The organism is Nostoc sp. GT001 (genome assembly GCF_030382115.1).
GTDB lineage: Bacteria > Cyanobacteriota > Cyanobacteriia > Cyanobacteriales > Nostocaceae > Nostoc.
On the sequence record NZ_JAUDRJ010000003.1, the window covers coordinates 5,071,908 to 5,093,123 of the forward strand.

General features: G+C 39.3%; 15 protein-coding genes. 10 read left to right on the plus strand and 5 right to left on the minus strand.

Features of this window, described 5'->3' with window-relative positions; all coding sequences use genetic code 11:
• Positions 1-279 precede the first annotated feature (279 nt).
• On the plus strand, positions 280-1,041 hold the full coding sequence (locus tag QUD05_RS24450) for a DUF8189 domain-containing protein (protein ID WP_289798355.1): 762 nt from the start codon (positions 280-282) through the stop codon (positions 1,039-1,041).
• 220 nt (positions 1,042-1,261) lie between these two features.
• Here the strand turns inward: QUD05_RS24450 and QUD05_RS24455 are convergent, their stop codons facing one another.
• Positions 1,262-1,579 (minus strand): hypothetical protein, encoded by a 318-nt coding sequence (locus QUD05_RS24455; protein ID WP_289798356.1) that lies wholly within the window; start codon positions 1,577-1,579, stop codon positions 1,262-1,264.
• A gap of 364 nt (positions 1,580-1,943) precedes the next feature.
• Here QUD05_RS24455 and QUD05_RS24460 point away from each other — a divergent pair, with 364 nt between their 5' ends.
• Complete coding sequence (locus QUD05_RS24460; RefSeq protein WP_289798357.1) at positions 1,944-3,026, plus strand: class I fructose-bisphosphate aldolase; 1,083 nt, start codon at positions 1,944-1,946, stop codon at positions 3,024-3,026.
• A 295-nt stretch (positions 3,027-3,321) separates the two neighbouring features.
• On the opposite strand, the gene QUD05_RS24465 is transcribed toward QUD05_RS24460, so the two are convergent.
• Positions 3,322-3,990 carry a ribonuclease T2 family protein gene (locus QUD05_RS24465; protein WP_289798358.1) on the minus strand — a complete coding sequence of 223 codons (669 nt, stop codon included), beginning with the start codon at positions 3,988-3,990 and terminating at the stop codon, positions 3,322-3,324.
• A 173-nt stretch (positions 3,991-4,163) separates the two neighbouring features.
• Here QUD05_RS24465 and QUD05_RS24470 point away from each other — a divergent pair, with 173 nt between their 5' ends.
• Entirely contained in the window at positions 4,164-5,330 is a 1,167-nt protein-coding gene (locus QUD05_RS24470; protein WP_289798359.1) for a pyridoxal phosphate-dependent aminotransferase, read from the plus strand.
• Between the two features lie 423 nt (positions 5,331-5,753).
• Here QUD05_RS24470 and QUD05_RS24475 read toward each other — a convergent pair whose 3' ends face one another.
• Both QUD05_RS24475 and QUD05_RS24480 read right to left on the minus strand, forming a co-directional pair.
• Complete coding sequence (locus QUD05_RS24475) at positions 5,754-6,011, minus strand: helix-turn-helix domain-containing protein (protein WP_289798360.1); 258 nt, start codon at positions 6,009-6,011, stop codon at positions 5,754-5,756.
• A 302-nt stretch (positions 6,012-6,313) separates the two neighbouring features.
• Positions 6,314-7,501: a tetratricopeptide repeat protein gene (locus QUD05_RS24480; protein ID WP_289798361.1), complete on the minus strand. Its 1,188-nt coding sequence runs from the start codon at positions 7,499-7,501 to the stop codon at positions 6,314-6,316.
• A gap of 409 nt (positions 7,502-7,910) precedes the next feature.
• Here QUD05_RS24480 and QUD05_RS24485 point away from each other — a divergent pair, with 409 nt between their 5' ends.
• From QUD05_RS24485 to QUD05_RS24515, 7 genes are all read left to right on the plus strand, one after another.
• Complete coding sequence (locus QUD05_RS24485; protein ID WP_289798362.1) at positions 7,911-9,173, plus strand: proton extrusion protein PcxA; 1,263 nt, start codon at positions 7,911-7,913, stop codon at positions 9,171-9,173.
• Positions 9,174-9,324: 151 nt separating this feature from the next.
• Positions 9,325-9,801, plus strand: a complete 477-nt coding sequence (locus tag QUD05_RS24490; protein WP_289798363.1) for a hypothetical protein — start codon at positions 9,325-9,327, stop codon at positions 9,799-9,801.
• A gap of 373 nt (positions 9,802-10,174) precedes the next feature.
• Positions 10,175-11,044, plus strand: coding sequence for a polyphosphate kinase 2 family protein (locus QUD05_RS24495; protein WP_289798364.1), 870 nt, complete (start codon positions 10,175-10,177; stop codon positions 11,042-11,044).
• A 100-nt stretch (positions 11,045-11,144) separates the two neighbouring features.
• Positions 11,145-11,741: a MiaE family protein gene (locus QUD05_RS24500; protein ID WP_289798365.1), complete on the plus strand. Its 597-nt coding sequence runs from the start codon at positions 11,145-11,147 to the stop codon at positions 11,739-11,741.
• An 18-nt stretch (positions 11,742-11,759) separates the two neighbouring features.
• Entirely contained in the window at positions 11,760-12,164 is a 405-nt protein-coding gene (locus tag QUD05_RS24505) for a VOC family protein (protein WP_099100244.1), read from the plus strand.
• Between the two features lie 46 nt (positions 12,165-12,210).
• Positions 12,211-13,422, plus strand: a complete 1,212-nt coding sequence (cbiE, locus tag QUD05_RS24510; RefSeq protein WP_289798366.1) for a precorrin-6y C5,15-methyltransferase (decarboxylating) subunit CbiE — start codon at positions 12,211-12,213, stop codon at positions 13,420-13,422.
• A 476-nt stretch (positions 13,423-13,898) separates the two neighbouring features.
• On the plus strand, positions 13,899-19,517 hold the full coding sequence (locus tag QUD05_RS24515; RefSeq protein WP_289798367.1) for an ATP-binding sensor histidine kinase: 5,619 nt from the start codon (positions 13,899-13,901) through the stop codon (positions 19,515-19,517).
• 106 nt (positions 19,518-19,623) lie between these two features.
• Here QUD05_RS24515 and QUD05_RS24520 read toward each other — a convergent pair whose 3' ends face one another.
• Positions 19,624-21,201, minus strand: a complete 1,578-nt coding sequence (locus QUD05_RS24520) for a flavin-containing monooxygenase (RefSeq protein ID WP_289798368.1) — start codon at positions 21,199-21,201, stop codon at positions 19,624-19,626.
• Positions 21,202-21,216: the final 15 nt, after the last annotated feature.

Sequence of the window (21,216 nt, forward strand, 5' to 3'; positions counted from 1 at the left end):
TTTAGGAGATAGATTTTCCAGATACCGTGAAAAGTCAGGAAAGAGGATACATCTGTTAAAAAGTATTTGGTACTAGGTATTATAGTTATAAAAAAATTGATTTTTTTACATAAATTCAGTATTCTGTTATGCCCTTTGGAAACGCTGGCAATACAAATAACACCCCAATTTGTCACAAACCGTGTAACTTGGAATGAATGTTCAAGGGATACATGATTTCATGACCTAAACAATCAATTAAGAATTAAGGTTCAATTAACGTTTAAGGAGAAGAAAGTTGTGAAAGCTAATCTTAAAAAGTGTGCAGCTATCGTAGTTTATTTTGGGTCGTTGTTATGGGGAGGTGCAGCCTACGCTAATAGCTTACCAGCTAATCTTGCGAGTACTTTGTTTGCAGCAGAAAATTTAAGCCTTAACACTCTTAATTCACAAAAAGTCAAGAAGGAAGTTTTATTAGCGGAATCCCCTACTGCTGTATATGCACCTCAACGAAGTCATTCAGAAGTATTCTTCCGGGGTACAGATGGATATCTCCACTATTATTATGTTGAAAATGGTGCGTGGAAATACGATAATACAAGCTTTAGAGCGTCGCAAGTTTCTGGTGATATAACTGCTGTATATGCACCTCAACGAAGTCATTCAGAAGTATTCTTCCGGGGTACAGATGGATATCTCTACTATTATTATGTTGAAAATGGTGCGTGGAAATACGATAATACAAGCTTTAGAGCGTCGCAAGTTTCTGGTGATATAACTGCTGTATATGCACCTCAACGAAGTCATTCAGAAGTATTCTTCCGGGGTACAGATGGATATCTCTACTATTATTATGTTGAAAATGGTACGTGGAAATACGATAATATAAGCTTTAGAGCGTCGCAAGTTTCTGGTGATATAACTGCTGTATATGCACCTCAACGAAGTCATTCAGAAGTATTCTTCCGGGGTACAGATGGATATCTCTACTATTATTATGTTGAAAATGGTGCGTGGAAATACGATAATACAAGCTTTACATCGGGGAGGATTGCTTCGTAATTTGACTTTGAATAACCTGAGTTCAACGTAATAAAAAGTCTAAAAACTAGACAGAGTAAAACACGAGTATCAAAGACTCTTTGAACACAATATAGTATCAAAGACTCCTTGAACGATTTTGAATACTAGAAGTTAGTACAGTTGTGGATTACGCCAAAGGCTAAAGCACCCTAATCAAAATAGAAGTTAGAATACACGTAGATCACGCTTAGGTGGATCTTTACCGCTTGTGCTGGCGTAATTGATCTACTATATATTCTTCCAGCTCTTGTTTTTCTCTATTACTAGCATTTCGTTGATAAGTTCTTCCGGTTTCTTGAATAAACCTACGTTTCTCGCTGGGAGAAGATTTGAGTTTACCTCCATTTCCTTGCAACTTTTCCTGTAATTCTTCCCAAGTCTTTTCACCCACACTTTCACCTAGTTTGATGAGTGCCTTTGGGAGTAACATTTTTGCCTCTCGTTGAAAATCTTCTTCTGTCTCAAGAGAAGCTAAATCTATATTGCTGAAGTCGATATCGATTTGAAACTTACTCATAGAATTGTATTTATTCTGTTCAAAATTACTACCTAAATCGAGGAAAAATGGGTTTTCAATTTTAAGTTATATTCCAAGATAGTATGATTGTACTGTTTGATATTGGTAACTGAACTTAAAAACCTCAATCCCGAAAGTTTAGTGAATACTTCCGGTAGTATAGCCTTACTTAATCATTCATCACAAGATTCTTGACTTATTGAAATAAGTGGGGAATCTCAGCCTTTTGGTTTTCATTTATAAAAGAAGATTGCTCTATATTCAAAAAGAATACACATAATTAATGACCGTACAACTAAGTTAGCAATATTAGAAATGCTATCTTAAAGGCAAGGTCATTTGCTCATTTTTTGAGGATAATACTATGACTACAACGCTCAAAGAGGCTAATTCTATTGAGTCATTGCTAGGTAAAGAGGCTGAAGACCTGCTTACCTACAAAGCAAAGGTTTCTCAGGATTTAATACATTTACCGGGGCCAGATTTTGTAGATCGAATTTGGCTCAACAGCGATCGCAATCCTCAAGTATTGCGTAATATCCATTTACTTTACTCTACTGGTCGTCTGGCAAACACAGGATATCTCTCGATTTTACCAGTAGACCAAGGGATTGAACACTCAGCTGGCGCGTCTTTTGCGCCCAATCCAATTTACTTTGACCCAGAAAATATTGTCAAATTAGCGATCGCCGCAGATTGCAATGCTGTTGCTACCACTTTGGGAACATTAGGCATCGTATCACGGAAATATGCCCACAAAATTCCTTTTATTGCCAAAATCAATCACAACGAATTGCTAACTTTCCCCAATCAATTTGACCAAGTATTGTTTGCTGATGTCGAACAAGCTTGGAATTTAGGGGCGGCGGCGATAGGTGCGACAATTTACTTTGGTTCGGAGAATTCTACCAGACAAATTCAAGAAATCAGCAAAGCTTTTAAACGCGCCCATGAATTAGGGATGGCGACTATTCTCTGGTGCTATCTGCGGAATAACGCTTTTAAACAAGATAAAGATTACCACCTTGCGGCTGATCTCACCGGACAGGCAAATCATTTGGGTGTAACAATTGAAGCCGATATCATCAAACAAAAGTTACCCGAAAATAACAATGGTTACGGTGCAGTTGCCAAAGCCAGTGGTAAGAGTTACGGCAAAACCGATGAGCGGGTTTACACAGAACTGACAACCGATCACCCAATTGATTTAACTCGCTACCAAGTACTGAATTGCTACTCTGGGCGTGTGGGGTTGATTAATTCTGGTGGCGCGACTGGTAAAAATGATTTCGCCGAAGCAATTCGCACCGCCGTAATCAACAAACGCGCTGGTGGTTCAGGATTAATTTCTGGACGAAAAACCTTCCAACGTCCCTTTGAGGAAGGTGTGAAACTGTTTCATACCATTCAGGATGTTTATTTATCGCCAGATGTGACGATCGCTTAGAGGATGTCTGAGAAGTATCAAATATTGGTTGATCCCCCCTAACCCACGCCAGTCGNNNNTGGGANAAACCCCCATCGCCCTTGGCGTCTCCCCTTGGGAGAAGACCGCGCTGGCTCCCCTTAAAAAGNGGGGGAATAAGAGTCTTAAAGTCCCCCTTTTTAAGGGGGGATTTAGGGGGATCTCTAAGGGTTAGATGTATACAAAAAACNTTTTCAGACATCCTCTTAGGGATTAGGGAGTGAAGAAGGGAATAGAGTACAGATTATTGCCTATCACCTGTCACCTAATCCCCTTTCTATCTAACATTTCTCAATAAAAAATCTGGTTGACCACAACTTTTTTGCGATCGCTTCAAAATCTCGGCGCTACAAATACCAGGTTTACCATTTTTGGAATAACAAAAGAAGACTTCTTGCAAAAATCTTCCCGAACCAGAACAAAAAGGTGCTACACCATCAGCACTAATTTGATTATTCGCACTCACGAATGAATTTTTAAAATTCGTAATTGTGGTACGCAATGGTTTTGCAGGACGATTATAAGCTGCGGGAATAGCGATCGCATCTTTTAACTTTTTACTCAATCCCAAATATTCCGCAGGCGTTTTCCCCGAACAAGTACCATGTTTTTCCCATTCATGATCGTAAAGTTTATTACTAGGATATAAATTGGGAAACTGCCGCTTTACTGCCGATGGTAATTTTTGGGTGGAACAATTAGCAGGATAACCCCTTTGGTATTGTGGCCACAAACCATGTAATACAAAACCAAGTTTCTTGCCAGAACTGCACTGCTGTGGATCGCGAGTGCCATTTGTCGCACAATAATCTGGCGACCAAGAGAGTGTCAGTACATAAAAATCAAATTTCCCCGGAGTACCGCGATTTTGAGCAATGGCAGCATTAGGTATAAAAAGACTAGTAATTAATAGAGAAGATGCGATGAAAAGTTTCTTGAATTGCATAAAAACAGTTAGTTTCCACTAAAATTCAAGTTATATGCAATACATTGTTAAGAGTCAAGGATCGAGAATTCTTCCCAANNTCTACCATCAGCAACGAATTCAAAAAAGGCAAATCTTGGNNNGGATTCTGGGATATCCTTAGANNNGTGAAAGATTTGCCAAAAATAGTAAGAATGAAGCTGGCAGCAAGAGTAAGTCAGGTAACACCTTCATTAACCTTAGCGATCGCAGCCAAGGCTAAGGCACTGAAGGCGGAAGGAATAGATGTTTGTAGTTTTAGCGCTGGAGAACCAGATTTTGATACCCCAGCGCATATTAAAGCCGCAGCAGTCAAAGCTTTGGATGAAGGCAAAACCAAGTATGGTGCAGCAGCCGGAGAACCAAAGTTAAGGGAAGCGATCGCCCATAAGCTCAAAAATGATAACGGTCTTGATTACAAGTCAGAAAATGTCATCGTCACTAATGGCGGTAAGCATTCTTTGTACAACTTGATGGTGGCATTGATCGATCCAGGTGATGAGGTAATTATCCCTGCACCCTACTGGTTAAGTTATCCCGAAATGGTAACTTTGGTCGGTGGAGTTTCGGTAATTGTGCCCACAAATGCCACAACGGGTTATAAAATTACTCCCGAACAACTCCGTAAAGCAATCACGCCGAAGACGAAGTTATTTATCCTCAACTCTCCATCTAATCCTACAGGGATGGTTTATACGCCAGATGAAATCAAAGCACTGGCGCAGGTAGTAGTTGATGCAGATATCTTTGTCGTCTCTGATGAGATTTACGAAAAGATTCTCTACGACGGTGCAGAACATATCAGCATCGGTTCTCTTGGGAAGGAAATTTTTGACCGCACTTTGATTAGTAATGGGTTTGCAAAAGCTTATTCTATGACTGGGTGGAGACTTGGTTATTTAGCGGGGCCTGTGGAAATTATTAAAGCAGCGAGTTCCATTCAAGGACATAGTACATCTAACGTGTGTACCTTTGCCCAATATGGTGCGATCGCAGCGCTACAAAGTTCTCAAGATTGTGTCGAAGAAATGCGCCAAGCCTTCGCCAAACGCCGACAGGTAATGCTAGACAGACTCAACGCTATTCCCGGATTGAGTACCGCAAAACCAGATGGCGCTTTTTATCTGTTCCCTGATATCAGCAAAACCGGTCTAAAATCCCTAGAATTTTGTGACGCTTTGTTGGAACAACATCAAGTTGCTGTCATTCCCGGAATTGCTTTTGGCGCTGATAACAACATTCGCCTTTCCTACGCCACAGATATGGCGACGATTGAAAAGGGAATGGATAGATTAGAGAAATTTGTCAAGTCGCGTATTTAGTTGGTTGTCATTTGTGAGGAGAATTTATCAATTCTCCAACTATTTAACTCCACCTTTTCGACTCAGAACTGGTGGAGTTCATTTTTAAACCTCAAGTTTCGTGTTCCGAAGCTCAAGTTTCGTGTTCCAAAGCTCAAGTTCCGAGTTCCAAAGCTCAAGTTCCGAGTTCCAAAGCTCAAGTTTCGTGTTCCAAAGCTCAAGTTTCGTGTTCCGAAGCTCAAGTTTCATGTTCCGAAGCTCAAGTTTCATGTTCTAAAGCTCAAGTTTCGTGTTCTGAAGCTCAAGTTCCGAGTTCCGAAGCTCAAGTTTCGTGTTCCGAAGCTCAAGTTTCGTGTTCCGAAGCTCAAGTTCCGAGTTCCGAAGCTCAAGTTTCGTGTTCCGAAGCTCAAGTTCCGAGTTCCGAAGCTCAAGTTCCAGAGGTTTTTAGTAAAACATCGCTTGTTTCATTGGCTCTATGTCATCTAAAAACAACTCACGGGATTCAAGATAATATAAGATTACTTCAATAGGATCTCGTGTTTCGGTTGGGTAATACCTTTGCTCGTATGCTTTAACAAGCGTAGTTAAAACTTCCAAGCGGTCAAACTCTGGTGTATTGAGTCCTGCATCAAACAATCTTTCAATTTCATCAAGTGCAGCACGATAATCAGCTTCGGTGTGAATAAGATGGGTTTTAAGCATAGATATTACTTCCTCAAATACTTATTGCATTTACGTTGTCGTATTCTTTAAAGAATTATGCCCGTGAAGGCAATTATGCTGCCAACATCACCGGATATGAACAAAATATACGAAATAACTTTATTTCTTCATTCATAAAATAATGAAAAGTTTGATACCGCCAAAAGTTTTGATTTCAACTTTTGGGTTGATATTTTTAGATTAGGTAACAATCGGGGAGAACTAGGGGAGTAGGGAAGTAGGGGAGCAGTGAGTTGCAGTAAGTTTTTTCCCTCTGCCCCTCTGCCCCTCTGCCCTCACCTCTATATCAACTGCATCTCTTGCAATCCTTGGCGTAGCCTCTTCGCCTCTTCGGGATTATACCTTTCGTGAAGGGCGATCGCCTTTTTAAAAGCTGCTAAACTATCTTGATGATTGCCAATTTTTAGCAACACTACCCCTAAATTTTGATATGCTTCGGCATAGTTGGGATTTAAGGTAATTGCATGTTGATAATATACGATCGCATCTGCAAATAAACCCAAAGCCTTAAATGTCATCGCCAAATTATAATGTCCAAAAACAAAAGTGGGATCTATTTTCAAAGCTGTAGTATAAGCAGTTTTCGCACCGTTGAAATCTCCTGCTGCTTTGAGTAAGTTACCCAAGTTGTTGTATGCTCCTAGTTTGAGCATCGGATAAATTGGCAATTTGATGGCAGCTTGATAGTGAGAAATCGCCTGTGGGGATTTTTGCAACCGACTGTAGGCAATGCCTAAATGATAGTGGAGTTCATATAAAATATCGTAGTTGTCTTCAGCAACGGTGATTCCTCGTCTGAGCAAATCCATACCTTGAGAAATTTTCCCAGTTTGCACATACAACGCCCCTAATTTACTGCAAACATAGGGATCGTTGGGATGAGTTGCGAGAAACCCTTCCATTGCTGTAGTGGCTTTGGCATATTTGTTATTTTGAGCGATCGCACTTTTTTGATATCCTGTGTGTACAAGTGCAACCCCAGGTAAATAACCTATTTGCCAGTAGGGTTCTTTGGTTAAAATTTCCGACACACTATCATCTACCAAGGCATGGTAAGGACGGTCAAAACGAATATCTGGATGATTACGGAATAGCCTGGAAACCAGAGAATAGGGAGATTGTTCTGCACCAACTTCCTGACGAACGAGGTTGATGAGCAGATATTCATCTCTTGCGATCGCCTCTCGCAACTGCGGTACAATTGCAGGAGTCAGAGTTTCATCAGCATCCAATACCAAAATCCAATCACCAGTGACATATTTGAGAGCTGCATTGCGGGCAGCACTGAAATCATTACACCATTTAAAATGATGGACTTTTGCACCGAGTTGTTGGGCAATATTGGGAGTGCGATCGATTGAGCCTGTATCCAAGACTATCATTTCATCCACTACTTTTCTCACACTGCTCAGGCATTTAGGCAGTGTTGCTGCTTCGTTTTTCACAATCATGCATAGACTCAAACTCATAATTTAAAACTTGGGAGTGGGGAGTAGTGAATAGAGGGAAGGGAGATGAGAAAGCAACATCGTTACTTCCTATTCCCTTTAACAGTGATAAACTCTGCATAGTGGAAAATTTGCCTCGATTATGAAATGTTACAATCAAAGCTTCTCTATCGAGCATAAACACTGATGGATGGTGTCAATAATGACAGTGTAATGGATAGACTGTCAATATAAATAACCAGTGTCAATCTATGCCGATCCATCTGACTTTATCAGGTAATATAAAATTGCTAGTGTAGACGTAGCCCTTTCTAGACATCGCATCAGGGAGTATTACCTGAATCTGGATTGGACTAATTATTTAGCTGTTATTACCCATTTTTTATGATTATATAACTATAATACACATTATCTAAAAGTCATATATGTAATGAAAAACTCACTTACCAGAACATTCCAAAAATATTTGCGATCGCTGAACCGTTGGTTTTCAAATACACCAGAAAGGGCACTTTTAGAAGCTTACGAAGCAGCTCAGAGAATTAAAAACATTGAGAACGAACATTTTGATAACAAAAAAATATCTTTACAATCAGTAAATTATACTGAAAATGTAATGTCTTACTGGCAAGTATACCTTAATAAGAACCTAACTATTATTAAGATCAGGCTTGCAGAATTCCAGCTTAGTCGCGGAATTGTCAATATCTCTAATTCTGTTTTATTAGAAAAATTGAAGGTTGTTGATGAAGTAGTAGAGAAATATGCTATCAAAGATGAGGTAATTAATAATAGTCCCTCAGTGCCAACTTATCAGCCTTTAAAAATCAATGATAACGAAATAAAAAAACAGTTAAATTCATCTAAAATAAATGATACTCAAGTTAAAGCTCCAATTCCAAAAAGTAGACTGAGTAATAGTTCTATTGGCAGAAGAATTAATAAAATTCAAGCAGATTTTGCACCGCAGACAGAAGAAGAGTTTGTTAGAAATTATCGCATTTCTAAAGGTAGAACAATAATTTCCCTGCGATTTTTGATAATTCTCATTCTTGTACCGCTTTTAAGTCAATATTTATCTAAAGAATTTATAGTAACTCCAATATTAGAAAGGGTTAGAGGAGATAATGCAACTCAAATCTTCATTAATTCTGATATGGAAAAAGAAGCTATCCATGAATTACATAATTTTCAAGAAGAACTGAGATTTGAATATTTTCTTAATCAAGCACCACCACTTTCTTCAGAGCTAACACAAGAAAAAATCAAAAGTAAAGCAATTGAAATCTCTGAAGAATTTAGCAGAAAAAGTAATAGTAGTATTAGTAATGCTTTTGCTGATTTAATATCACTCTTTGCTTTTGGTATAGTTATCGCCATGAGCAAAAGAGAAATTGTAATTCTTAAGTCTTTTATGGATACCATTGTCTCTGGTCTCAGCGATAGTGCTAAGGCTTTTTTAATTATTCTATTTACAGATATATTTGTAGGATTTCACTCACCAGATGGGTGGGAAGTTCTTCTTGCGGGATTGGCAGAACATTTAGGTCTACCAGCCAGTAGAAATGTAATCTTTTTCTTTATTGCGACATTTCCTGTAATTTTAAACACTATCTTTAAATACTGGATATTCCGCTATCTCAGTCGTTTATCTCCATCGTCATTAGCTACATTAAAAGAGATGGACGAGTAATTGGTAATTATCCAACGCCCAAATTCACTTACTTTGAGTAAAGAATATATTTCTTACCAGAAATCAATTAATTACAAATTACAAATTATTTTCACGCATTTGTCTTTTGATTCGCTAGGCTATGTATATCCTGGTTTTTCCGAAGTATACTATGGATTTTGAAAGCAAAGTTAATGCCTCAACTCCTACAGATAACATAGAGTTTGCTCAACCAACTACTACCCGTAAGCCGCTGGAACTGCTGCGAGATACTGAGGCTTTACTTCGTCGCCCAACTGTAGCGAAACTGTCGCCGATTTTGCCACTAAAACTGAGCAATAGATTCCAAGCAACTTCATCTTTGGCAGATGACTCCTTTAAGGAACTGGCAGAAATTGACCTAAATACTATTAGTGATTTTGAACTGCGTCCTGCACGAATTTTTGTTGGCTTGAGCCTTGTTGGTTTTGGGGCGCTCATGATATTGGTGCTGCTGTTATACTTAAACACATTGCATCCACAAACCAGTACAGTTGTGCCGATTCGGCAATATTGGTATCAATATATTTGGTTTGTCTGTTTAGGTATCACAGGGATGTTTATCTTGGGACGTGAAGCAATGCGTCCTATGCCAAAACGACGCAAGTAATTCGTAACTAAGTTTTGTCACAGAGAGATGAATGAAAAAGAATGTAGAGAGGTAGCAGTGCTACTCTCTACAGGATTTCTGGATAACGCATATAGCAATCCTAAATCATTTGTGAAAAATTAGATCCCCGACTTCTCGAAGAAGTCGGGGATCTGGATACCGTGCATTTTCACAAATCAAATAGGATTGCTATAATAGTTAAAAAATCAGGATAAAATTTAGTGAATAAATATAGGAATTATTCTAAATTACCGTTCAATTCTGACTCCTGAATCTTGGATACTGAATTATTGCTATTAATAAATAGTAACTTTCAGTAATTAACACTTCAAAATATGTTTGTGTATTAATTAGTTGCTAAGAGATTTTATACATGAATCATGATGCTTTCATTGTTCCACCAGGTTCAAAGATTTCTCTGAAAAAAAACTATGACCCAGCTTATAAAACTGATTTTCATGAAAAAACTGATGCTGCAACAAAATTACAGGTAGATATTGAACGACTAGCTAATTACCAAAATATCCTCTATGCTCAAAACACCTATGCTCTGTTGATTATTTTTCAAGCAATGGATGCTGCTGGCAAAGACAGCACTATTAAACACGTAACTTCTGGTGTTAATCCGCAGGGATTTCAGGTGTTTAGTTTTAANGGAGCCAGTGCAGAAGAATTAGACCATGATTACTTGTGGCGCTCAATGAAAGCTCTGCCAGAAAGAGGAAGAATTGGCATATTCAACCGTTCATACTATGAAGAAGCGCTAGTGGTGCGTGTCCATCCAGAAATGCTTCAGAAACAACAGCTTCCTCGCTTCCCTAATGGAAATAAGATATGGAAACAGCGTTTTGAAGAAATCAATAACTTTGAAAAATATTTGGTTAATAATGGTGTAATTATTCTGAAGTTTTTTCTAAATGTCTCTAAATCAGAGCAGAAAAAACGCTTTTTAGAACGGATTGACTCTCCTGATAAAAATTGGAAGTTTTCAGATAATGATGTCCGAGAACGAGCTTTTTGGGATGATTATATGAATGCTTATGAAGAGGTTTTTAATAATACGAGTACTAAATGGGCGCCGTGGTATATTATTCCTGCCGATCGCAAATGGTTTACACGCCTGACTGTTGCCAATATTATCTGTACAAAATTAGAAGAACTAAATCTGCAATACCCAACAGTTAGCGAGGAACATAAGCAGCAACTTTTGGAGGCAAAACGTATTCTAGAGCAGGAAGATTAACCTGTGAATTTGATGGGTAAATTTTGTCCAAACAATATTCCGCTAAAATCAATTTGCTACGATACTCAGCCAAATTAAAATTCTGGAGTTTTTTGACTCTGTGCTTACTCAGTTAACGACTATCAACGCCCTGAAACAGCCCACTAGTTCTGCTTGGGTTGAACAAGCGATCGCTAATTTAGATATCATCTTACTCGACCACTCCCACTGCGAACGCAAAGCAGCAGGTGTAGCGTTGAACATGATGTTTCGCTACCCTTCCAATACTAAAATGGTACGGGAGTTAACTGCGATCGCCCGCGAAGAACTAGAACATTTTGAGCTAGTCAACCAATGGTTAGAACGCCGGAATATTCCCCTAGCTCCCCTACCACCACCTCCCTATGGCGCGGGTTTAAGAGCTACTGTACGCCCCAAAGAACCTGAACGATTTCTGGATTCCTTACTAGTCACTGGTTTAATTGAAGCTCGCTCTCACGAGCGCCTGGGACTATTAGCTGCTCACTGTCCAGAGCCAGAGTTAGCAAAATTTTATCGTGGGCTAATGGCGTCCGAAGCGCGTCACTACGGTATATATTGGGTTTTAGCTGCTACTTATTTCGACAAAGAAATTGTCATGCAGCGGCTTGATGAATTAGCAATTGTCGAAAGCGAGTTGCTGGCGACTTTGCATCCAGAACCTAGAATTCACAGTTAGTAGACTAACCCAACAGATATGAAGCTTCAGCTAACACACCTGAGACTGCTTGTCTCCAATTACAAAGATTCTTTTCTGTTCTACCGGGATCTGCTGAAATTTGATGTCGATTGGGGCGATGAAGATAGCGGATATGCTGAGTTTAATACCGGATATCTCAAGCTGGGTTTGCTCAAACAAGAATTAATGGCTGAAGTAGTCCCAAGAATCGAACAGCCTTCATACATTGTCAATCGAGATAAAATTGCCTTGATTTTGGCAGTGGATAATGTGGATGAGGTCTATGAGCAAGTAAAGGAGCAAAATGCGCTTGTTGTGACTCAACCACAAGATCGCCCAAGCTGGGGAATCCGCACAGCTCATTTGCGCGATCCTGATGGCAATTTGATCGAAATCTACAACAATCTCGGAATTATCAGTTAAAAATTCGCTGCCAACAACGTTATAAAGTAATTAATCATGAATTAGCATGATACAAAAATGGCTTTCTATTGTTGGCATTGGGGAAGATGGATTACAGGGGTTAAGTGCGATCGCTCGTTCTTTAATCGATCAAGCTCAAGTAATTGTGGGAGGCGATCGCCATTTAGCAATGCTTCCTACAGACGATCGACGTGAGAAACTAGTCTGGTCATCTCCCATTAGCACTTCTGTAGACGAAATCATCCAGCGTCGGGGGCAGTCAATCTGCGTACTCGCAAGCGGCGATCCGATGTGTTATGGCATTGGTGTCACCTTGATGCGGCGAATTCCTGTCTCTGAAATGACGATTATCCCCGCACCTTCAGCCTTCAGCCTCGCCTGTGCCAGGGTGGGATGGTCTTTAACTGAGGTAGAAACCTTGAGTTTAAATGGTCGTCCATCTTCCATACTCCAGTCTTACATCTATCCAAAAGCGCGGCTGTTGATTTTGAGTGAAGGCAAAGACACACCCGCCATTGTTGCTCAAATTTTGACAAATCGCGGCTATGGTGGCAGTAAAATCACCGTATTGGAGCGTATGGGCGGCGCTCATGAAAGAATTGTAGAAGGTACGGCTGCATCTTGGAGTGAAACTGAAGTTGCAGTGTTGAATGCGATCGCAGTTGATTGTATTGCGGATCCTGGGGTTATTGCATTACCAAGATTGCCAGGATTACCAGATAACGCCTACCACCACGATGGACAGTTAACGAAGCGTGAAGTTAGGGCAATTACCCTAGCAGCTTTGGCTCCCACACCAGGAGAATTATTGTGGGATGTGGGCGCGGGTTGCGGCTCAATTTCAATTGAATGGATGCGGAGTAATGCGCGATGTCGAGCGATCGCGATCGAACAAAATTCTTCTAGACTACTATATATTGCCGATAACGCCGCCACTCTTGGTACTCCAAATCTGCAAATTATTGAAGGGAAAGCGCCCCATGCCCTGAAAGACTTGCCAGCACCAGATGCCATTTTTATTGGTGGTGGGGTTACAGCAACGGGACTTTTTGATGTTTGTTGGGAAGCACTGCGGCCGGGTGGACGTTTGGTGGCCAATGTTGTAACAGTAGAGGGTGAGCAAACTTTATTTCAATGGCATGAACAAGTCGGTGGTGATTTAACTCGTATTGCCATTCAGCGGGCGGAACCTATTGGTAAATTTTTGGGTTGGCGAGCAATGGCGGCTGTGACGCAATGGGTAGTAGTGAAGCCTTAAAAATTGAATAAAGTTATGAGTGCGTAGACGCTTCTCCTGTCGGAGACGCTACGCGAACGTCTTGTCGCAGACATCGCTTTTGTAATTTGGTGATAACTTACGTAAATTCTCGTTTTGTTATACACAGTATAATTTGTAAAATGTATCTTGCTGTCAAAACTATGAACAATTGTGAGTATATTCTCTACTCTAGATACAGCAAAATGAATATCTGTCTGCGGTTAAAATATCTAATATTTATGTGCGATCGCAGCATTTTTCAATTTTAGCTTTTTGAAGAAACTAAACATAAATAGCCGCTCATTACCCGTTAATACACTGATATTCCTATACCTCAGTTACTTACAATCTGCTACCAATCGGTTATTAATAACCCTACTTTTTAACACCTTACAAAATTCCATTACTCACTGATAGTAGCTACTATGCTCTGGGTATACTAAACCATAGAAAGAAAATTATCATAACTAAATGCAATGTTAGTAGAATCAGATAAAGTATTTCCTATACTTGGCTATCGCATTATTAAGCAACTATATTCAGGTAAAAAAACCTTAGTTTATCGAGCTATCAGAGAAAAAGATCGGCAATCAGTTATTTTAAAACTGATGCGTAATGAAGATCCTAACTTTGCTGAAATTAATCAGTTTCACAATCAATACACCATTACCCAAAACCTTGAAATCCCAGGCATAGTCAAGCCAATAAACCTAGAAAAATATCACAATAGATATGTGATAGTAATGGAAGATTTTGGTGGCATTGCCCTTAATCTCTGGCAGCAAGAAGAGCAGAAAAAAGGAAATAATTCTGTTTCATTGAGTGAGTTTTTCGATATTGCACTTGAAATTAGTGCAACTTTAGAACAGTTACATCACTATCGCATAATTCACAAAGATATCAAACCCGCTAACATTTTAATTCATCCGATAACAGGTAAGACTAAAATCATCGATTTTAGCATTGCGACTCTATTACCAAAAGAAATTCAATTTCTCACAAATCCCAACGTCCTAGAAGGTACTCTAGCTTATATTTCCCCTGAACAAACAGGACGCATGAATCGAGGGATAGACTACCGTACCGACTTTTATTCCTTGGGTATCACCTTCTTTGAACTCCTGACAGGGCAGTTACCATTTAGTACTACTGAACCGATGGAGTTAGTCTACTCTCACATTGCCAAAGAACCGCCAAAAGCCAGTCATATTAACTCCAATATTCCTACAATTTTATCTGATATTATCAGCAAGCTGATGGCAAAAAATGCCGAAGATCGATATCAGAGCGCTCATGGACTCAGGTATGACTTGGAGAGATGTCAAAACCAATGGCAAGAGACAGGAAATATTACAGCCTTTGAATTAGGAATTCGGGATATCTCAAATCATTTTGCCATTCCTGAAAAACTTTATGGTCGTCAAAGAGAGATTGAAATTCTCCTCACTACTTTTGACCGGGTGACAAAGGGAAGCACGGAAATGATTTTAGTCTCTGGTTACTCAGGGATTGGTAAAACTGCTGTGGTTAATGAAGTCCACAAACCCATTGCCAGACAGCGTAGTTACTTCATCAAAGGAAAATTTGACCAATTCCAACGTGACATCCCGTTGTCAGGATTGGTGCAAGCTTTGCGAGATTTAATTAGTCAAATACTTTCCGAAACAGACGCCCAAATTCAACAGTGGAAAACCAAAATTTTATCGGCATTGAGTACGCAATCTCAGGTAATCATTAATGTAATTCCTGAACTTGAAATAATTATTGGCAAACAACCTCCATCTGCTGAACTTGCTGGTAGCGCTGCTCAAAATCGCTTTAATTTATTGTTCCAGAGATTTATCCAGGTCTTCACTACTAAAGATCATCCTCTGGTTATTTTTCTAGATGATTTGCAATGGGCAGATACGGCTTCCTTGAAGTTTATTCAATTATTAATGGATGGAAATTCTTCTTCCCTTGCTAAAGATAAAGAGAATATATATGAAAGTCAAGGGAGCTTGCTACTAATTAGTGCCTATAGGGATAATGAAGTGTCAAATCTACATCCGCTACATTTGACACTACAAGAAATTGCCAAAGCAGGAGCAGTAATTAATACAATTAAACTCTCACCTTTAAGTCAGATTGATTTAAATCAGATGATTGCTGATACACTACGTTGTCCAGAAACCATTGCTGTACCTCTGACTCAAATGGTGTTTTTCAAAACGAAAGGGAACCCATTTTTTGCATCCCAATTTATCAAACTATTATATGATGATGGACTAATTGAATTAGATTTTGATGCAGGTCATTGGAAGTACGATATTACCAAAATTAAAACCTTATCTCTTACAGATGATGTTGTAGAGTTTATGGGCATACAAATAGGAAAATTGCCCCAAAATGTACAAAATGTCTTGAAAATATCTGCATGTATTGGTAATGAGTTTGACTTAAAAACATTATCACTTGTTAATGAAAAATCTTTAATAGATACTGCATCTGACTTATGGCAAGCATTACTTGAAGGACTGATTATACCTCAGAAAGATGGTTATAATTTTACACCAGAAAATGACAGACAACTATTAAGCTTTTCAACTAGAGAATCGGAAAATTTATCACTTACTAATGCCCAACTACCAAAATATAAATTCGTACATGACAGAGTTCAGCAAGCAGCCTATTCTCTAATTCCCAAAGACCAAATCAAGCAAATACACTTAAAAATTGGACTGCTTCTCTTGAACAACACAACAGTTGCCGAACGGGAAGAAAATATTTTTGAGCTTGTCAATCATTTCAATATTGCAGCCGAATTTGTTACCCATCAAGCTAAACGTAATGAGTTAGCTGAAATGAGTCTGATGGCTGGACGTAAAGCTTTAGTATCAACAGCTTATTCATCGGCACTGAAGTATTTAACTATTGGAATTGAGCTACTAGCAGATGATAGTTGGGATACTAAATACGATCTTACCTTAGCTTTGTATAATACGGCAACAGAAGCGGCATATCTCAGTGGTGACTTTGAAGATACAGAAAAATTTGTCCAGGTTGTGTTGCTAAAAGCGAAAACTTCACTAGATAAAGTGAAAGCTTATGAAGTTAAAATACAGTCTTATGGCGCACAAGGAAAAGAACTAGAAGCTGTCCATATTGCAAAAACATTTTTGAAAACTTTAGGAGTAGAGTTCCCTACAAATCCTAGCCAATCAGATATTCAGTTAGCAATAGAGACAACATCTGCAAAGTTGGCTAATAGGTCTATTCAAGACTTAATTGAACTGCCGGAAATTACAGAAGCGCAACCACTGATAATCATGCGTATTCTATCTAGTTCAATTGGTCTTGCTTATACAGTTGCGCCGGAATTATTACTGTTTATTATTCTGAAACAGATCAATTTATCGATCAAATTTGGTAATTCTCCTTTGTCTGCTTTTGCGTATGTGATGTATGGAGTAATGTTGTGTGGGGTAATAGGAGATATTGATTCTGGATATAAATTTGGGAAACTAGCTGATAGTTTGTTGCCTAATTTTAAAACAAAAGAAGTAACTGGCAAGGTTATGGAAACATTTAATCACCTTGTCAGACATTGGAAAGAGCATCTAAAGCAAACATTGAAACCCTTACTTGAGTCTTATACGACTAATCTCGAAGTAGGAGATATGGAATTTGCAGCTTATGCTCTTTATGGTTACTCTCAACATGCATACTTCACAGGTCATGAACTAATAAAACTTGAACAAGATATAGAAGTATATAGCAAGACCATTAGGCAAATAAAGCAAGAAAGAGTATTTTATTGGAATGAAATATTTCGGCAAACAATCTTGAATCTGCTAGGAGATGTTCAAAATCCGCAGAGTTTAATTGGTACAGCTTATGATGAAGAGAAAATGCTACCACTTCATCTGAAAGCTAAAGATGGAGTCGCACTGTTTTTCCTATATTTCTGCAAACTTCAGGTATGTTATCTGTTGGCTGATTACTCTCCAGCTCTTAAAAATACTGTCATGGCAGAAAAGTACTTATATGCTGGTGTCGGCATGTTTGTTACTGCTCAATTTTATTTCTATGATTCATTAACGCATCTAGCAGTATATGCTGATTTCGATGAATTTGAACAAAAAGAAATCCTGCATAGAGTGACAGAAAATCAGAAAAAAATGCAAAATTGGGGAGATCAGGCTCCCATGAACCACTTACATAAATTTTATTTAGTAGAGGCAGAACGGCATCGAGTTCTTGGTCAATATCTTGAAGCGATAGATAATTATGAGAAAGCTATTTCTCTTGCCAAAGAAAATGATTACATTAACGAAGAAGCTCTTGCTTGCGAATTAGCAGCTATATTTTATCTCAAATGGGGTAAACAAAGAATTGCCCAATTCTATCTCACTGATGCCTACTATTGCTATGTTCGTTGGGGAGCATTAGCGAAAGTTTACGACTTGCAAAAACGCTATTCCGAATTACTTCTGCCGATGATTCAGCAAGAAGAAACTAGCTATTCTTGCAGTGAAAAAAATCTACCTGAACTGAGTCTACACCTATCTACACTGAGCAATAAATCTACTCTGATTACGAATGAAACTGTGATTGGCTCCAACACTAGTATTTCAGATATGTTAGATTTGGGAACTGTGATTAAAGCTTCTCAAGCAGTGTCTGGAGAGATTGAACTGGAGGCACTTCTTTCTACGTTAATGGAAGTTGTCATGGAAAATGCAGGGGCTTCAAAATGTGTGCTGATATTGAGTGAAGTTAATAACTTAGACTTAACTGTTGCCGCAATTAGTCCTGGTTCTACTTTTAGAGATACTCACACAGAGTTTTTATCTATTCCTTTAGAATCTAGTGATTGTGTTCCTATCTCTTTGATTAATTATGTCAAACGAACCCAAGAAATATTAGTAATTGATGACATTAAAGCGAAAGCTTCTTTTGCAGTAGATCGTTATATTAACCGTGAGGAGCCAAAGAGCATATTATGTATTCCGATGCTTAACCAGGGCAAATTGCTGGGACTGATTTATCTAGAAAATAATTTAACGACAGGAGCATTTACACGCGATCGCTTAGAAGTTCTCAAGCTCTTAACTATCCAAGCTGCAATCTCTTTAGAAAATGCCATTCTCTACAATAATTTGGCTGAAGCGAATGAGCAATTGGAGAAGTACAGTCATATATTAGAGGAAAGGGTGGTAGTAAGAACAGCAGAACTTAACGAAAAAAATCAGCATTTGCAAGAAGCCCTAGAAGAATTACAAAGTACCCAAAGTAAATTAATCCAAAGCGAAAAAATGTCTTCATTAGGGCAAATGGTGGCGGGAATTGCCCATGAAATTAATAACCCTATCAATTTTATTCATGGTAATATTACTCACGCTAGTGACTATGTTCAACAATTGCTAGATTTGATTAATATCTATCAGCAACAATATCCCCATCCCTCAGCAATAGTGGAGCAAAAAATCGAGGAAATGGATGTAGAATTCCTGACAGAAGACCTCCCAAGGGTTCTCGACTCGATGAAGGTGGGAAGTTCTCGTATCCGAAACATTATTCTGAGCTTACGTAACTTCTCTCGTCTAGATGAATCGGAAATGAAGCCTGTCAATATCCATGAAGGTATCGATAGTACTCTAATGATTTTGCAGCACCGACTCAAGGAAAAGAGCGATCGCTTAGAGATTGAGGTCTTTAAAGAATACGCACAACTGCCGGATGTTCTTTGCTATGCTGGTCAACTCAACCAAGTGTTTATGAATATTTTAAGTAATGCGATCGATGCTTTAGAGGATTACAACAATGGAGAAGATTCTCCAAGGAAAAATCCTCAGATTCGTATTCGTACTGAATTAGGAGAAGTAAACACGTTGAAGATTCGGATTGCTGATAACGGTTATGGGATGACTGCACAGGTGCAGCAGAAAATATTTGATCCATTTTTTACCACTAAGGCAGTAGGAAGTGGTACGGGGTTGGGGTTATCAATTAGCTATCAAGTGGTAGTAGACAAACACAAGGGTCAGTTAAGCTGTGAATCCACTCTGGGAGAGGGGACTGAGTTTGTGATTGAGATTCCACTGCAACAATAAGACAAGCTAACGATACTGGAAAATTTACGTGAGTCTTTGTTGGAGACTCACGTAAATTTAGCATAGGGTTCGGGTGAGAACCTCACCGAACTTTATTTGGGAGATATCAACGAACGCTTGTTACCTCTACATTTGCCGCGATGGGCATAGCCCCGCCGGAGGCGATCGCCAAATCATTGAGAGATGGATGTTGTTTTTGTTTTGCTTGTAATTCCTTACCCAAATGCTTGTAAGCAGATGGATCTATTGGCATCAAAAACTCCCCAACCAAGTTCCCTGCTTGACGGCGGCTACTCAAACCCATATCTTGAAGCAACTCATCAATGTAATGGAATGTAAAAGGAGTTACACATGCTCCACTGACGAAAGCATAAGGTCTATCTTTCTTCCTCCATTCCAACTCTACTGTTACATCCTCTAGCATCTGTTGCGGGGATGGTAAAGGTAAATTTTCTTTGGCATACTCTGATAACCACCTAGCACCAATTTCTGCTGATAACTGGGCACAAAAAGTATAGTTATAACCAACAAAACCCATTTGGGGAACATGAGGGTGAATGAGATGGCGGTAAAGATGGATAGTGCCTTCTTCATCAAATACGTGTCTGCGGTACTTCTCTTCTAAAAAGGGGATATCCTGAAGAAAACCTGTGCCAAAGACAACAACATCTGCCTGTATTTGTTCGCCGTTATCCAATTCCACGCCACTAGCAAAAAACTTGTTGATCTTTGTCTTCACAGCACGAATTTTACCCGCGCGTACATGCTCAAAAAAGCCTTTAGGTACTAAGCCAATACTACAACCAATCAATTTGTTCATCGGTTGTTTGGGCACCATCCCACAAGCATCAAGGGGAAACTGTAAGCGTAGGAGAGTCTCATTTAGCCGCCAGAATGCCCACACTAGTGGCTTGCCAAAACTATGCAGCCACTTTTCCCATCCTTGAAGTTTATGGTAGGGCATCCAAGTTTCTGCAAACCGAGTCAGGAAAATATACTTGATGTTCAACAGACCGAGAAAGAAGTTGGGAACTTTCCACAGCGCTTGACGGAACACAAGGGTACATTCCTTGGCCTTGCTAGCTGCGAGATTCGCTAAATCGGTGGCTGACTTGCCAAAACCGACAACAACCACTCGCTTGCCCTCAATTATAGAGCCGTCATTAAAGTTGTTAGTATGTATTACCTGCCCTCCGGCGGCAATGAACTCTTCCATCCCCGGCAAGTTAGGAATGTAGGGAATATCATAAGTGCCATTGCACACAATTACAAAGTCGAACTCGTAATTTTGTTTTCCGATCTCCTGACCATTTTCTTGAAAGCTGACACTAACTACCCATCCAAGAGTATTTCCTGATTTGCGCTCCACTTTGGTGACATTCGCACCGAACTGAATTTTTTCTGTGACACCAAAGTGTTGGGCATAGGATTCAAGGTAAGCGCATATTTGCTCTCCTGAAGGCCATTCGGGATAAGAGGCAGGCATAGGAAAGTCTGAGAAAGCATAGGTGTCTCTGGGATTTTGAATTGACAGTCCTGGGTAAGCCCTCGATCTTTCCCACACACCACCAAGTCCCTGCCGTTTCTCGAACAATGTCACTTCGTAACCTTCTTCAATAAACGTCTTCGCTGAGACTAATCCGCTGACTCCAGCCCCAATCACACATACTTGTTTCACCGTCATCTTGGGTTCTCCTAA